The 14,486-nt window shown below is 65.0% G+C and carries 17 protein-coding genes, 1 tRNA gene and 1 riboswitch; of the genes, 11 read left to right on the forward strand and 7 right to left on the reverse strand.

Translation table 11 applies throughout. The annotated features are described in order from the left end of the window. Positions 1–267: 267 nt before the first annotated feature. Positions 268–1,065, reverse strand: coding sequence for a bestrophin-like domain (locus ABUE31_RS03785; RefSeq protein ID WP_367722153.1), 798 nt, complete (start codon positions 1,063–1,065; stop codon positions 268–270). Between ABUE31_RS03785 and ABUE31_RS03790 the strand changes: the two genes are divergently transcribed. From ABUE31_RS03790 to ABUE31_RS03800, 3 genes are all read left to right on the forward strand, one after another. Continuing rightward, complete coding sequence (locus tag ABUE31_RS03790; RefSeq protein ID WP_367722154.1) at positions 1,064–1,327, forward strand: hypothetical protein; 264 nt, start codon at positions 1,064–1,066, stop codon at positions 1,325–1,327. The genes ABUE31_RS03785 and ABUE31_RS03790 overlap by 2 nt on opposite strands. 207 nt (positions 1,328–1,534) lie before the next feature. Continuing rightward, positions 1,535–1,993: a DUF2441 domain-containing protein gene (locus ABUE31_RS03795; RefSeq protein WP_367722155.1), complete on the forward strand. Its 459-nt coding sequence runs from the start codon at positions 1,535–1,537 to the stop codon at positions 1,991–1,993. A gap of 12 nt (positions 1,994–2,005) precedes the next feature. Further along, positions 2,006–3,571 carry an AbiV family abortive infection protein gene (locus ABUE31_RS03800; protein ID WP_367722156.1) on the forward strand — a complete coding sequence of 522 codons (1,566 nt, stop codon included), beginning with the start codon at positions 2,006–2,008 and terminating at the stop codon, positions 3,569–3,571. A gap of 72 nt (positions 3,572–3,643) precedes the next feature. On the opposite strand, the gene ABUE31_RS03805 is transcribed toward ABUE31_RS03800, so the two are convergent. Continuing rightward, positions 3,644–3,728: transfer RNA gene (locus tag ABUE31_RS03805), tRNA-Leu, on the reverse strand. Between the two features lie 212 nt (positions 3,729–3,940). Between ABUE31_RS03805 and mgtE the strand changes: the two genes are divergently transcribed. Further along, entirely contained in the window at positions 3,941–5,356 is a 1,416-nt protein-coding gene (mgtE, locus tag ABUE31_RS03810) for a magnesium transporter (RefSeq protein WP_367722157.1), read from the forward strand. An 80-nt stretch (positions 5,357–5,436) separates the two neighbouring features. Next, on the forward strand, positions 5,437–5,823 hold the full coding sequence (locus ABUE31_RS03815; protein ID WP_367722158.1) for a MerR family transcriptional regulator: 387 nt from the start codon (positions 5,437–5,439) through the stop codon (positions 5,821–5,823). 63 nt (positions 5,824–5,886) lie between these two features. Here ABUE31_RS03815 and ABUE31_RS03820 read toward each other — a convergent pair whose 3' ends face one another. The 3 genes from ABUE31_RS03820 to ABUE31_RS03830 all read right to left on the reverse strand — a co-directional run bounded on the left by ABUE31_RS03820 (position 5,887) and on the right by ABUE31_RS03830 (position 8,695). Then, positions 5,887–6,423 (reverse strand): methyltransferase family protein, encoded by a 537-nt coding sequence (locus ABUE31_RS03820; protein WP_367722159.1) that lies wholly within the window; start codon positions 6,421–6,423, stop codon positions 5,887–5,889. After that, a complete protein-coding gene (locus ABUE31_RS03825) occupies positions 6,416–7,414 on the reverse strand; it encodes an acetyltransferase domain-containing protein (RefSeq protein ID WP_367722160.1) in 999 nt (332 codons plus the stop codon). Before ABUE31_RS03825 ends, ABUE31_RS03820 begins: the two co-directional genes overlap by 8 nt. Before the next feature lie 93 nt (positions 7,415–7,507). Continuing rightward, positions 7,508–8,695 (reverse strand): aromatic ring-hydroxylating oxygenase subunit alpha, encoded by a 1,188-nt coding sequence (locus ABUE31_RS03830; protein ID WP_367722161.1) that lies wholly within the window; start codon positions 8,693–8,695, stop codon positions 7,508–7,510. A gap of 136 nt (positions 8,696–8,831) precedes the next feature. Continuing rightward, a riboswitch (cobalamin riboswitch) is annotated at positions 8,832–9,024 on the forward strand. A gap of 35 nt (positions 9,025–9,059) precedes the next feature. Between ABUE31_RS03830 and ABUE31_RS03835 the strand changes: the two genes are divergently transcribed. Genes ABUE31_RS03835 through cobO form a run of 4 tightly spaced genes read left to right on the forward strand, consistent with a single transcriptional unit; the run spans position 9,060 to position 11,110 of the window. After that, positions 9,060–9,236, forward strand: coding sequence for a CbtB domain-containing protein (locus tag ABUE31_RS03835; protein ID WP_367722163.1), 177 nt, complete (start codon positions 9,060–9,062; stop codon positions 9,234–9,236). Between the two features lie 11 nt (positions 9,237–9,247). Then, positions 9,248–9,979: a CbtA family protein gene (locus ABUE31_RS03840; RefSeq protein ID WP_367722164.1), complete on the forward strand. Its 732-nt coding sequence runs from the start codon at positions 9,248–9,250 to the stop codon at positions 9,977–9,979. Then, a complete protein-coding gene (gene cobU, locus ABUE31_RS03845; RefSeq protein WP_367722165.1) occupies positions 9,972–10,493 on the forward strand; it encodes a bifunctional adenosylcobinamide kinase/adenosylcobinamide-phosphate guanylyltransferase in 522 nt (173 codons plus the stop codon). The genes ABUE31_RS03840 and cobU overlap by 8 nt, the downstream gene beginning before the upstream one ends. Next, positions 10,493–11,110 (forward strand): cob(I)yrinic acid a,c-diamide adenosyltransferase, encoded by a 618-nt coding sequence (cobO, locus tag ABUE31_RS03850; protein ID WP_367722166.1) that lies wholly within the window; start codon positions 10,493–10,495, stop codon positions 11,108–11,110. Before cobU ends, cobO begins: the two co-directional genes overlap by 1 nt. 9 nt (positions 11,111–11,119) lie before the next feature. Here cobO and cbiB read toward each other — a convergent pair whose 3' ends face one another. Further along, on the reverse strand, positions 11,120–12,085 hold the full coding sequence (cbiB, locus tag ABUE31_RS03855) for an adenosylcobinamide-phosphate synthase CbiB (protein WP_367722167.1): 966 nt from the start codon (positions 12,083–12,085) through the stop codon (positions 11,120–11,122). Here cbiB and cobD point away from each other — a divergent pair. Both cobD and ABUE31_RS03865 read left to right on the forward strand, forming a co-directional pair. Further along, positions 12,084–13,157 (forward strand): threonine-phosphate decarboxylase CobD, encoded by a 1,074-nt coding sequence (gene cobD, locus ABUE31_RS03860; protein ID WP_367722168.1) that lies wholly within the window; start codon positions 12,084–12,086, stop codon positions 13,155–13,157. The two genes, cbiB and cobD, sit on opposite strands and share 2 nt — an antisense overlap. Then, a complete protein-coding gene (locus tag ABUE31_RS03865) occupies positions 13,154–13,660 on the forward strand; it encodes a tyrosine phosphatase family protein (RefSeq protein ID WP_367722169.1) in 507 nt (168 codons plus the stop codon). Before cobD ends, ABUE31_RS03865 begins: the two co-directional genes overlap by 4 nt. A 22-nt stretch (positions 13,661–13,682) precedes the next feature. Here the strand turns inward: ABUE31_RS03865 and ABUE31_RS03870 are convergent, their stop codons facing one another. After that, the gene (locus ABUE31_RS03870) at positions 13,683–14,480 is read right to left on the reverse strand and encodes a creatininase family protein (protein ID WP_367722170.1); all 798 of its coding nucleotides are present in this window, start codon (positions 14,478–14,480) and stop codon (positions 13,683–13,685) included. Between the last annotated feature and the right edge of the window lie 6 nt (positions 14,481–14,486).

Genomic DNA, 14,486 nt, shown 5'->3' on the forward strand with positions numbered 1-14,486 from the left:
CACATTGGTTCGCGCCGCGCCAAGACCGCCCGGTGAAAGCGGCTAGGGTGCGGCTCGCAACCGAAGGAGAATGAGTTGACCAAGACCAGCGAGAAGAAGGCATACGAGAAACCGACGCTGATCGCCCGCGACAGGCTGAGCAAGGTGACCGCGACCGCGCAGTCCGGCGGCATTGTGACGGTACCTTGATTCGCAGCGCCTGGCGCTGCGTCGGGCTGGCCTGCCGCCTCGCCGCGGCAGGCCTTCTTCGTCCGGACCCCAACTGCGTCAGGGAAGGGGCGCGCCGCTCCTGAAACCTTCCAGCGTCTGCTCGTAGACGGGCGCCGCCACGCGGAAGTTGCCGAGCCGCGCCGATGCAAGGTCGAGGATGACCACGATAACCGAGGTCAGCATGACCACGAAAAGGGCGACAAGGAGCTTGGGCGTCTTGTCCTTCAGTCCGAACTGATAGCCGAGCGATGCGACGCCCACCAGCGACATGCCGATGAGCAGCCAGAAGAGCTGGGTGGGGAGCGCAAGTTCGAAGGCGAAGCGCTCGGCCGCACTCATGTCGAATGTTTCATTGAGGGCGGCCATCAGCGAGGCCGAGACAGGGTCGGGCCGTTCGCGGACAATGTCCGACAGGTTGCCCCAGATTTCCGACTGGAGTTCCGCGGTGCGCAGGTTCAGCGCATCGATGGCCGCCTTGTCGCGGCCCGCATGTGTGAAGTCGGCGCGAACCTGCGTGTACTCCACAAGCAGGTCGGCGATCGTCTCGGCGCGTTCATCGCCGATCGCCTTGGCGCGGAGCCACGCGGTGCTGATCGCGTTGGTCTCCGCGAGGCTGCCCCGCCGAAGCTCGCCGAAGCGCGTATTGGAAAACGACAGCGTCAGCGCCAGGACGAAGGCCAAGAGCGCAAGCATGCCGCCGACGACGACACCAACCGTCTCGGGGTTGCCGCCGGAGCGCTTGTTGTCGCGACGGCCCAGCCGGTAGCCGACCTCGTGCGCCAGCATCTGGAACAGGAACAGCAGAAGACCGAACGCCACGACGCTGCGCTCTGCGATGGCTGCGACGAGTGACATGCCGGTGATCCGCGACGTTGTTCAGGCGTTGAAGTCGATCGTAGTGAAGTTCTGTCGGGAGAGCCATACCGTCCAGGTTTTGCCCAAGCGCGAAAGCCGCGGCGAAGGATCCTTCACTTGGCGCCTGCAAGAACGGCTGGCATTTGAAGATTTTGGTGCGGTCGAGAAGGGTCCAAGAAACGCCTCAAACGGCGGAATTCCGGGGCTGTTGTGTCCCACGCGTCTGCAATATGTGGCGTTAAAGTTCAATAGGTTACATTAAAGGTGTCCCACGGATTTATCGTGACTTCATCCACAGAAAATCGCTCCTGTGGACGACGAGGTACTCCCGCAGGCATTTCTGCATGGACCTCTTCCCGTGGAGAAATGCGAGCTGAGATTGTTGCGAAGATCACGAAGACAGCCTTGAGCAATCTGTAGCCGGTGGTGCAAGAATATAGCCCCACTCTCGGTTTGAAGGGATGCGGTGATGTTCCACGCTGCACCAATTCCGCTTGAAAACGGCAGCATCATTCTTCCCGGCAATTGGGGGAGGATTGTTCGCGCGATCGGCGAGGAACACCCAAAATGGAAGATGGAACAAGTTTTCGAGGCGGTGCGGGCAGAGAAGTTCTCTGACAAGCCAGCGCGCCTTGAGTCCGCATTTTGCATTCCGACCGAGGAGGGATTGCGCTTCTACCTAGAGCACGCGTCGAAGTCGAAATTCCCCGCCGTGCTCTTCGAAGTCGAACTGGTCGACCCAAATGCGTCCCAGCACCTTACCGACTACAATCTGATCGACACGCTGAAGGAGGGCCAAACTCACGAAGCGAATGCAGTAAGATACTGGGAGGGCAAGTTTCGGTATACATTCAAAGACAAGCCGGGGTTCGTCTGCGAAGAAATCCTTACACTGTCGCCTCTCAGGATCGTACGTCGTCTGATCTGACTAGGAATCTGGATGGCCATTCCTGACGAAGCACTCATTGAGAGACTTAATGCCTGTGCCCAGCATGCGCGTGAGCTGGTGACGGCCGCGCAGGTTGTCAGCAATTCTGGTCAGCACAACATCGCCTATCATTTAGCAGTGCTCGCCCTGGAGGAAATCGGCAAGCGAGAACTGATCGGAGTTGAGAGCGTCACCAGCAAGTCCGACACTGCTCCGGCTTGGCCGACGAAACACCAGCTCGACCATCAGCAGAAGCTATTCTGGTGCTTCTTCGGCGGCCAGATGTTTCGACATTCCATAACGAAAGAAGAGTTTGAAGGAGCACGCAATCTCTCGCGTACTATGCACATGAAGCGTTTGTCCGCGCTCTATGTCGACGTGAACGCAGATAGCATGACAATGCCAAGCCTGGCAGTTACTCGTGACGAAACCGAAATGGTCCTTCGCCTTGCCGATGTTCGGGTGTCGATGGCCGAAAGTGAAAAGCGTCGTGACGAAATTCCTGAAGACGAGGAGGAGTTGCAGCGATGGTTTCTGCGCAGCACAGAAGACCAAGAAAATCGAAAGCTGATCTTCTCGCAGCGATCAATGGAAAAGCTCGTCGACCTTGATGACACTCCCTCCTGGGTAAGATGGCTCAAGGATCAATTTAGTGAACGGGAACGCGCTGGCGAACTTGCCATTGCCGCTGAGCTAGAGCGAGGGAAGAGCGCTCCACCGATAGGGACAAAGCTCAAGTGGAAGGTCAGGTTTCGCGTTAGCTCAGCCGCGCTCTCGGTCCGTCCGAATGTGCTTACAGATTGGAATCAAAGCGTCGGCATCATCAAGCTGTCGCCGGTCTCTGGTGGCGGCGAAGATAGGAAGCGAGAGCTAATCGTTGAACTGCAGCTTCGTGACAATGTGCCTATCCAAGCCATTTACTACCATGCTTGGGGTGTAGCTAGACACTTCGTTGTTGCGCTCAATATCGCCACGCTAGGCTTCTGGTGGTGGGGCTCAGCAAAATCACAACAGAACTGGTTTGAGCACATCGAAGATGTTGAGCAGCATGACTTTCGCCTGCGGGTCGATGATACCGCGCGGACAATTGACTGGGGCGAACGGCGAGCATTGAACGCTGACGACATAAGCCGCCTCAAGCTGACCTTTTCAGCGCTGACTCTGTGGTCGCCAGACCAACCCTACGGTCCTTTTGATGCGTACATTGCTGCGTTGACCTACCTCGGTGCAGCGGACATTCACCTGCCGCTCGAAAGAGAGGCGTTCGGGCACTTTATCAGATCTCTCCAGCTTATGATGATCGAGACCGGGGAGATAACTCCGAGCGGGCCAATCGAGCCGGCTTTAAAGGCCTTCGTGGAGGAACGGAACGCCACGAATCTACCCGAACTCGCAGATATGCTTTCGATCGTGAGGGCGTTTGATGAATCGGCTCGTGGCGGACGAGGATCTGGGCCGCGTCTCAAGGCAGATTATGTGGCAATACTCAAGGCTTTTGTGGATTGGTATTTCTTGGAGAAGCTCCAGCCAGTTGCGTTGGCACGACTAGCTCAAAAGCATTCTGCAAACGAAGTTTGAATCGGAATGTGTCCCAGGGTAAAATATATCCCCTTCTAAGTATTTGAAAAATATACCATTTTTAGGTCGATCTGGTGCGGTCGAGAAGACTCGAACTTCCACGGGTTGCCCCACAGCGACCTCAACGCTGCGCGTCTACCAATTCCGCCACGACCGCACGTGGTAGGAGCCGGATCGAACCGGCTCGCGGCCTGTAGCAAATCGCCTTCGGCGAAACAAGTGCAAAGGCCGGCTTTATTGCTTGCCGTGAGGTGAATGGGAAAGCGACGGCCCGCCGCCGCTTTTCGTTTGATGTTTTCGCGCGTTACGGTCTAGACCTGAGCCGCATCGTCCACCCGGCCGCCGGGCCTATCTGAGCGGGAGGCGCCGTTGGAGAATCAGCACGAAACGACGCAGGGCGCCGGCTCGGCCGATGCCAAGGCGGACATCTATGACGATGACGGCGTCATCCGCGCGTCATTCCTCGCCCATATCGGCGCGGCGATTGCCGACCGCGACACGATAACGCTGAAGCGCGAGGTCGGCGGGCTGCACCAGTCCGAGCTCGGCGACCTGCTCGAGGCGCTGATACCCGAGCAGCGGCACGCGCTTGTCGGCCTGCTCGGCAAGGACTTCGACTTCTCGGCGCTGACCGAGGTCGACGAGGCGATCCGCCTCGACATCGTCGACAACCTGCCCAACGACCAGATCGCCGAGGCGGTGCAGGAACTCGATTCGGACGACGCGGTCTACATCCTGGAAGACCTCGACCAGGAGGACCAGGACGAGATCCTGGCGAAGCTTCCGTTCACCGAGCGTGTCAGGCTGCGCCGTTCGCTCGACTATCCCGAGGAAAGCGCCGGCCGGCGCATGCAGACCGAGTTCGTGGCCGTCCCGCCTTTCTGGACGGTCGGCCAGACGATCGACTACATGCGCGAGGACCAGGATCTTCCCGATAGCTTCACCCAGATCTTCGTCATCGATCCGACCTTCAAGCTGCTCGGCGCCGTCGACCTGGACCAGATCCTGCGCACCAAGCGCGCCGTGAAGATCGGCGACATCATGCACGAGACGCGCCACGCGATCCCGGCGACGATGGACCAGGAAGAGGCCGCGCGCGAGTTCGAGCAGTACGACCTGCTGTCGGCCGCCGTCGTCGACGAGAACGAGCGCCTCGTCGGCGTGCTCACCATCGACGACGTCGTCGATGTCATCCAGCAGGAGGCCGAGGAAGACCTGTTGCGCATGGGCGGCGTCGGCGACGAGGAATTGTCCGACACCGTTTTCGCCACCTCGCGCTCGCGCGCGCCCTGGCTGCTCGTCAATCTCGCCACCGCCTTCGTTTCGGCCACCGTCATCAGCCAGTTCGGCGCGACCATCGAGCAGATGGTGGCGCTTGCCGCGCTGATGCCCATCGTGGCCTCGCTCGGCGGCAATGCCGGCACCCAGACCATGACGGTGACGGTGCGCGCGCTCGCCACCAAGGACCTCGACATCTACAACGCCGGCCGTGTCATCCGGCGCGAGGTGATGGTGGGGTTTCTCAACGGGATACTGATCGCCGCTGTCATCGGCGCGATCGCCGCCGCCTGGTTCCAGAATGTCGACCTCGGCTACGTCATCGCCGCCGCCATGGTCGTCAACATGCTGGCGGCGGCGCTGGCCGGCATCCTGATCCCGCTGCTGCTCGACCGCGCCGGCGCCGACCCGGCCATCGCCTCGTCCGTGTTTACCACCATGATCACCGACGTGATCGGCTTCCTGGCCTTCCTCAGCCTGGCAAGCTGGTGGCTGCATCTGGGGTGAGGGCGGCCATCCTCGAAAATTGACTTTTACGTAAATGCCATGCGACTGTTCCCGGGCAGACTTGGCAACCCGGAGCGCAGATGCGCGAATATTACACGATCACCGAGCTTACCCGTGAGTTCGATGTCTCGACGCGCACGCTGCGCTTCTACGAGGACGAGGGCCTGATCCAGCCGATCAGGCGCGGCCGCACCCGGCTGTTCCGGCCGTCCGACCGCCATCTGATCCGGCAGATCCTGCGCGGCAAACGGCTCGGCTTCTCGATCAACGAGATCCGGGAGATCATCCAGATGTACCGGGAGCCGCCCGGCGAGGTCGGCCAGCTCAAGCTGATGATCAAGCGCATCGAGGAGAAGCGCGAGGACCTGCGCCAGAAACGGCGCGACCTCGAGGAGACGCTGACCGAACTCGACCATGCCGAGGAAACCTGCGTCGAGCGGCTGGCCGAGCTCGGCGTCAACACCTGATCTGATTGAAAGAAGCCTTGCGGGCCGTCTGGTCAGGCCAAGGCTAACTGGAGCGTTTCGCGTTCAGATCCAGCGCCGGACGCGCTTGGCGTAGTCGCGGTAGCGCTTGCCGAACTTTTCCGCCAGCCAGTGCTCCTCGCGTTCGATCGCCATCTTCTGCGTTGCGAAAGCGGCGGCGAGCGCCAGGGGCACGAACCACGCGATGCCGGTGGCGAGGCCGACGCCGAGCATAAGGAGCGTGTTGGCGAGATAGATCGGATTGCGCGTGACGCCGAACGGTCCGCCCGTCACCAGATGCTCGGGTCGGGCGTTGGGGTTGATCGGCGTGCCGGCGCGCTTCAGCGCCCGGAAGGCGCTGAAGTACAGGGCGACCATCGCAAGCAGGGCCAGCCAGCCGACGGCGACGAGAATGTCCGACATCGGCGAGCCGAACCAGGGCAGGGGGTAGAGGCCGTGCAGGACGACGCTTGCCGCGATGGCGATCACGTAGATGAGCGGCGGCCAGGGAACCACGCCCGCCTTTTCCGCGGCGGGAGCGCCCGCCGTCGCGGCCGGGTGGGCGTGCGCGGATTTCGCCGGCTTCCTGTTTGCGTCACTCATCGGCTCCCCCTTCCGGCACCAAGGCGTCGGTCTCGATCGTGCAGCGCCCTGCCACCTCCTCGACGCGGCCGCGCAGCATGTCGCTCTGGTCGCCCGCATAGACGCCTTCTATCGCGCCTTCGCGCTCCAGCGTGTCGAGCATGCACACACAATAGCGCGTGCAGAACTCTGTGTCGCGGACCTCGCCGCAGGACGCCTCGCAGGACTGCAGGAAATACACCTCGCGGCTCTCCTGGCTGGCCGGATGAATCTGCGAGAACGCCCAGACGCAGGCGATCAGCACCGGCTGGTGGATCAGGTAGACGGCGAGGCTGTGTCGCCCGGCAAAGGCGAGGGGACGGGTCCATGACGGCGTGGCCAGGCCGGCGAGTTTCGCGAGCGTGCCGGTCTGCGTGGCGATCTTCGTCACGGCGATCCCGGCGAGCACCGCGGCGAACCACGGGAACACCGGAACGTAGTCGTTCGAGCGGGGGCGTGTCTCGGAGAGACCGGTCCACCACCACCATGGGGAATCGAAGGATGCCGAGCGCAGATAGTGGGGAGCGACCAGGACGGCTGCGGCGACAAGCAGCGTGACGAGCGCCGGCAGCCGCAGGAAGGCGAGGCCCAGCAGGCTGGCCAGCGCGATGTGGTGCAGGATGCCGAAGAAGATGAAGCCGCTGGGAACCGCGAAATAGGTGACGGCGCTGATCGCCAGCGCGGCGCCGGCGACCATCGCCATCCGTCGCCAGAAACCGTCCCAGCGGATGCCCCGGGCGTGGCCGAGGAACAGGCTGACGCCGACAAGGAACAGGAAGCTCGAGGCGATCGAGCGCGCGAACAGCTTCCAGCCGCCGACGGCGGTCATCCCGGCCGGCGCGTAGCCGAAGAACTCGAGGTCCCAGGCGAAATGATAGACCGCCATCGCGACCAGCGCGACGCCGCGGGCGATGTCGATGGCGTCGATGCGGCGTGTCGTCGGCTCGGCGGCCGGTTGCGGTTGCTTGGTCACGCCTGCTGGTCCATCTGCTCGCTGCGGCCCTGAATAGCACGACGGCTCAAGCCGCGGCAAAGCCCAACAGGCCGCATCGGCTGTTCCGGCGGGTCAGCCTGCTCCTTCGACCGAAGGCGCCAGCGCCGCGTGCTGCCCGCGAACCCAGCGGTGGAAGCGCGCGAGATCGTATTCCTCGGGCATCAGCACGCCGGCCTTGTGGCGGCGCGTATGCAAGCCGCGCTGGTTGAGCTCGCAGACCGCCGCGTCCTCCTCCAGCACCTGCCGCCCGAAGCCGACGATGTTGTCGAGCCCCTTCGGCGGCATCTCCTGCGGCGGGAACAGCCATTCGGCCGTCAGCTTCGTCCGGTCCGGACCGAGCGGCGTCAGCGCGACCGTGCGGACGTAGTCGACATGGCCGACGATGAACATGGACGGAAGATGCATGGCGTAGGTCTGGCCGGCCGCGCGCTCGGCGTCGGTCAGGCCCTGGAACTGCGGCCCGTGCGAGCGTCCGTCCTCCGACCACGTCTCCGCCCCCTTGCGCAGTCCGCCGGAAAACTCCGGCGCGTCGTTGTCGGCATGCCTTGCCCAATCGGGGTCGTCGTGGCGCGCCATCAGTCCGCGCCCGTAGATCGGCACCAACTGCGACAGGTGCTTGTGCACGCCCGGGCAATGCAGGCACTCGTTGAAGTTCTCCCAGAAAATCTTCCAGTTGCAGTTCATCACCTTGGTGAAGACGTGGCCGCTCACCAGGTCCTCCAGCGGCCAGTTGGCGAGGCTGACGGACGCTTCGTCGAATGTCTGCTCGACAGTGTCCGTCCCGCTCTCGTCGAGGTTGACGAAGACAAAGCCGCGCCATTCGGACAGCCTCACCGAATAAAGCGGATAGTCCGATTTCAGGAAGCCGTCCGGAAGCGTCTTGGAAGGCACGCGCACGAGGTCGCCGCGCAGCGAGTACGACCATGCGTGGTACGGGCAGGTGAGGAGCCGCGCCTTCAGCCGTCCGCTTTCCGCAGTGCACAGTTGCGAGCCGCGGTGCCGGCAGGTGTTGTGGAAGGCGCGCAGGCTGCCGGTTTCGTCACGCACCACCAACACCTCCTGGGTGCCGATGGTGAACACGCGGTAGGCCAGCGGCTCGGCGACATCGGCCGCCCTGCAGACCATGACCCAGCGGCGATACCAGATGGCGTCGAGGTCGCGCTGGTATTCCGCGGGATCGAGATAGGCGGCGCTGGGAAGCGTGGCCTCGGCGTGGCGCAGGCCATGGTAAAGGTCGTTCTCGGCGGCGTCTGGCGTCATGGTCCGATCTCCCTTTTCGGCAAGCGGACACATCGTGGCGCGGTTTGTCAATTCCTTGACCGCGGAGGGGCCTCGATGACGTGGATGCGACAGCTGCCGCCGGTTAAACGGTTTGCCGGGCTTCGGCTTCTGATCTATAGTCGTTCACGTCGATGGTTCCGAAAGGACCGAGAGGGAATGCGGTGAGGGCTTTTCGCCCGAAGCCGCGGCTGCCCCCGCAACTGTAGGCGGAAGCTCTTTCCTGAATGCCACTGGGCGAAAGGCCCGGGAAGGCGGGAAGGGGCGCAAGAACCGCGAGCCAGGAGACCTGCCGTCGACAGGCTGTTTCTCGATGCCCTCGGGTGGAGGGTGAAAGGATTTGAGAATGAACACTGCTACCTCGTCGCTCGCCGCCGTCTCGTCCGGTTCGCGCGCCGCCCAGCTCGGCTTCGTCGCCCTGCTCGGCCTGTTCATCGTCGGCTTCCTCGGCTTCTCGCACCTGGAAGTCGTTCACAATGCCGGACACGACTACCGGCATTCCATGGCGTTTCCCTGCCACTAAGGGGATAGATCATGACCGTTTTTCGTAACGCCGTGTTCGCCGCGGCGGCCGCCGGCCTGTTGGCCGGCCTGATCCTCGCTGCGCTTCAGACCTACGCAACCGTTCCGCTGATCCTGCAGGCAGAGACCTTCGAGAGCGCGGGCGCGCCGGCGCACGACCACGGCGCTGCCGAGGCGGCGCTCGCCGAATCGGGTCATCATGGCGGGGATGCCTGGGCGCCCGAGGACGGCTTCGAGCGTTTCGCCTATACGGCCGGGATCAACATCGTCAGCGGCATCGGGTTCGCCCTGCTGCTGGTCGCCGTCTCCGAGTTCGCCGGCGGCATCGCCAACTGGCGCCAGGGCATGATCTGGGGCTTTGCCGGCTTCGCCGTCTTCACGCTGGCGCCGGGGCTGGGCCTGCCTCCGGAACTGCCGGCCATGCCCGCCGCGGACCTGTTCGCCCGCCAGGCCTGGTGGATCGGAACGGTCGCGGCGACCGCAGCGGGTCTTGCGCTGATCGCCTTTTCCGGGCGCGCGCCGCTCGCCATCCTCGGCGTCGCCCTGATCGTGCTGCCGCACGTGATCGGTGCGCCGCAGCCGGAGACGCACGATTCGCCGGTGCCCGACAGCCTGCACCACCAGTTCATCGTCGCCGCCACGGTGACGAACCTGATCTTCTGGGTGGCGCTTGGCGGCATCGTCGGCCTGGTTCGGCAGCGCTTCCTCGGCCCGCCGGACAATCTCGGCAAGAGCTTTGCCTGACGTTGCCGGGCGCAGCCTGACCTTCCTTCTCGGCGGCGCGCGCTCCGGCAAGAGCAGCTACGCCGAGAAGCTCGCCACGGCGTTTCCCGCGCCGTGGACCTACATTGCCACTGCCCAGGTCCACGACGACGAGATGGCGGAGCGCATCGCGCTCCACCGCGCCAGGCGCGGCGAAGGTTGGTTGACCGTCGAAGCGCCGCTCGAGCTCGCGGGGGCGCTGCGCGCCGCGCCGGAGGGAGGGACGGTTCTGGTCGATTGCCTGACGCTCTGGCTCTCCAACCAGATGCTGGCCGGCAACGACGTCGACGCGCATTCGTCCGAACTGGAAGCCGTGCTGTCGGCTCCGCGTGGGCCGTGGTTCGTCGTCTCCAATGAGGTCGGGCTCGGCATCGTGCCGGACAATGCGCTCGGCCGCCGCTTCCGCGATGCGCAGGGGCGGCTCAACCAGCGGGTGGCCGCCGCGGCGAACCATGTCCTTTTCATGGTCGCCGGTCTCCCCATGCAGGTGAAATGATGAAGCAGATCGACGAAAGCGAAGAACAGCGCCACCGCGCCAAGATGGCGAAGCGCAAGGCCGTGCAGGACGCCGAGGTGGCCGGCAAGACGATCGAGGAAAAGGGCCTCCTGATCGTCAACACCGGACCCGGCAAGGGCAAGACGACCGCCGCCTTCGGACTGGCGCTGCGCATGCTCGGCTACGGGCGGCGAGTCGGCGTCGTGCAGTTCATCAAGGGCGCCTGGCACAGCGGCGAGAAGGATGCGTTTGCAGCCTTCGGCGACCGGGTCGTCTGGCACACGATGGGCGAGGGGTTCACCTGGGAGACGCAGGACCTCAAGCGCGACATCGCGGCGGCGCAGGCGGCGTGGGCGAAGGCGCTGGAACTGATGGCCGATCCGACCATCAGCCTCGTCGTGCTCGACGAACTCAACATCGCGCTGCGCTACGACTATCTCGATCTCGATGCCGTGGTGGCGGCGCTCACGGCCCGCCGCCCGGCCCTGCACGTCGTCGTCACCGGCCGCAACGCCAAGCCGGCGTTGCTGGAAGCGGCAGACCTCGTCACCGAAATGGGCGCGGTGAAGCACCATTTCGCGGCCGGCGTGAAGGCGCAGAAGGGTATCGAGTTCTAGCGCTGGAGCCTACGCCAGCAGCGCCAGCGCCGCCACCGCCAGCAAGGCGATCAGCAGCAGGTCCGCTGTCCAGAAAAGCCGGAGCGCGCGCCGGATGTCGGCCGCCGTCACGTCGCGACGCCCGCCTTCGCCCATGAAGGCGTAGTCGCCCATCACACCGCCATAGCTGCGGGGACCGGCGAGCGCGATGCCGAGCGCGCCGGCCATCGCTGCCTCCGGCCAGCCTGCGTTGGGCGAGCGGTGCTTGCCGGCGTCGCGCCAGACGGAGCGCCAGGCGGCGCGGGCGTCCATGCCGGGCAGGATCGCCGCCGCCACCACGATCAGAACCGCCGTCAGCCGCGACGCCGGAAGGTTGATCAGGTCGTCGAAGCGCGCCGCCGCCCAGCCGAAGGCCTCGTGCTGCGGTGTCCGGTGCCCGATCATGGAATCGGCTGTGTTGGACGCCTTGTAGGCGACGCCGCCCGCCAGCCCCCCGACGGCGATCCAGAAGGCCGGTGCGACCACGCCGTCGGAAAAATTCTCCGCAAGGCTCTCGATCGCCGCGCGCGAGACCGCGGCGCCGTCGAGCGTTTCGGGGTCGCGGCCGACGATCCGCGACACCGCTTCTCGTCCTGCCGCCAGTCCTCCATTGTCCAGAGCGCTTGCCACCGCTTCGACGTGGTCGGCCAGGCTTTTTTGCGCGAGCAGCGTCGTCGCAAGCGCAATCACGGCGACAACGCCGAGCGCATGCGCGAGCAGCATCCGTTCCAGGCCGTAGGCGACAAGCGTCGGCACCCCGACGATGGCCGTCAGCGCCACAATTCCGCAAAGGCGACGCGTGCGGTCGCTGTCGGTCGCGCGGTTGAGCGCCGTGTCGAGACAGGATATCAGGCGGCCGATCCACGTGACCGGGTGGCCGATCCAGGCGAACAGGCGGTCCGGATAACCGAGCTTCGCCTCCAGGGCGAGCGACAGGAAGGCGATCAGGGCGGACATGGACGTTCCGGCGAATGCGATTGCGGCGGTTGCCGATCACGGCGGCAGCCTTGGCCGCGCGCGCGCTCTGTTTCCTGACGCGCCCGAGCCCTGGGTCGATCTCTCCACCGGGATCAACCCGCACTCCTATCCGCTTTTCGACCTGCCCGCCACCGCGCTGACGCGCCTGCCGGAGCCTGAGCGCGCGCGCGAACTCGCAGCAGTCGCAGCGAACGCCTATGGCGCGCGCTCGCCGCGGCATGTTGCGCTCGGACCGGGCACGCAGATCCTGCTGCCGCGCGTCTTCTCGCTGGTGAAGCCGGGCCGGGCGGCTGTGCTCGGCCCGACCTATGCCGAACATGCCCGCGCCGCCGCGCTCGCCGGCCACTCGGCCATCGAGACGCGCGATCTTTCAGCGCTCGCACAGGCCGACATCGCGGTGGTGGTGAACCCGAACAATCCGGACGGACGTATTGTTTCCCGTACCGACCTGCTCGGGCTCGCCGTGGCGCTCCGCCGGCGCGGGGGGCTGCTGGTCGTGGACGAGGCCTTCATGGATGTCGGCCCTGAGGACGAATCGCTGTGCGACGACGTCGGGCAGGGCGGCATCGTCGTGCTGCGCTCCCTGGGCAAGTTCTACGGCCTGGCGGGCGTCCGCCTCGGCTTCGCCATTGCGTCGGAGGACATCGCTGGACGCCTGGACGCCGAGTTCGGCCCCTGGTCGGTTTCGGGTCCGGCGCTTGAATACGGCATCCGCGCGCTCGCCGACCTTGCCTGGCAAGAGCAGATGCGCCGGAGCCTCGCCGCCGACGCCGCGCGGCTGGACGCGCTGCTGGCGGCGCACGGCGTGGCGGTCGACGGCGGCACCAGCCTGTTTCGCCATGTGACGAACGCGGACGCCGCCCGCCTTTTCGATTGCCTCGGCGGACGTGGTATCCTCATCCGCAACTTTTCGGCCCGCCCGCGCGCGCTGCGCTTCGGCCTGCCAGGCGGCGAGAGCGAATGGCAGCGCCTCGGCGAGGCGCTACGTGCGTGGCGGGAGGCTGGTGGAGCGGGCCACGCTGCGCCGCCGCAGACGGAGGACGTGCGATGATCTGGGTCTGTCCGCTTTCTCAGGTGGAGAAGACAGTGTCCGCGACGCGGGCCGAGCGGCTGCTGTCGCTGCTCGCGCCGGGAACGGCGATGACGCGGCCGCCCGCGATCGCCGAAGCGAACCACCTCTTCCTGTCTCTGCACGACATAGCCGAGCCGCAGGAGGGCATGACGCTGCCCGGCGAAGCGCATATGCGCACCCTCCTCGACTTCGCCGATAGCTGGAACCGAGCCAGGCCACTGGTGATCAACTGCTATGCCGGAATCAGCCGATCGACGGCCTCTGCCTACATCATCGCCGCCGCGCTGCAGCCGTCGCGCGACGAGGGGGAACTGGCGCAGACGCTTCGGCTCGCGTCGCCGAGCGCCACGCCCAATCCGCGCCTCGTCGCGCTTGCCGATGCGATGCTCGGTCGGCAGGGACGCATGGTCGCGGCAGTGCGCTCGATCGGGCGCGGGGCGGACGCCTTCGAGGGCGTCCCGTTCTCGCTCGAAATCGGCTGACCGGGGGCAGCCGGCGAAGGCGCTACTTCAGCCAGTCGTCCAGCTTGGCCTTCCTGACGTCCTTCAGCAGCGTGATGAAGCCGTTCGCCTGGTGGTCGGCGGTGATCCTGCCCTTTTCCGCGGTCGCCTTCGACGCCTCGCCGACGACGCCGTTCGGGTTGAGGTCCGAGGCGATCCAGGCGTAGGCATGCGGGCTCGTCGGCTTCATGAGGTCGAATTCCTGCTCGGCCCGCTGAACGCTGGACGGAAAATCCTCGGCCTTGCTCATGTCGACCAGGTCCGGCCGGAAATGCAGCATGACCGACGTCTCGAAGTCGCCGCCATGGATGCCGTAGCGGGCCTCGATGTCGCTGTAGACGCCGGTGGGCAGACCGAATCGCGACCAGCTCGTCTTCACCGCCAGCATCCTGAACGCCACGCGCAGTTCGCGCGCGACGATGCCCATGATCTCCTCGTTGCCGCCGTGCGAATTGACGAAAACGATCTTCCTGACGCCTGCCCGGGCCACCGATGCGCCGAGGTCGGTCCAGGACTGGATGGCGGCGAGCGGCGTCAGCGTCAGCGTGCCCGGCGCATGCACATGCTCGTTCGACTTGCCGACCGACTGCACCGGCAGGATGCGGATGTCGAGGTCGTCGGGCAGCCGCGCGATGACCGTCTCCAGCATACCGTTCATGATCGTCGTGTCGGTGGAGACGGGCAAATGAGGCCCGTGCTGCTCGATTGCTGCGACCGGCAGAACGGCGATCGTCTGTTCCGGATCGATCGCCGCATAGGCGGTTGTCGGGTAATCTCCCCACCAGACTTTTCTCGGCGCCACGCTGTT

It is taken from the genome of Mesorhizobium marinum, from assembly GCF_040813675.1.
GTDB lineage: Bacteria > Pseudomonadota > Alphaproteobacteria > Rhizobiales > Rhizobiaceae > Mesorhizobium_K > Mesorhizobium_K marinum.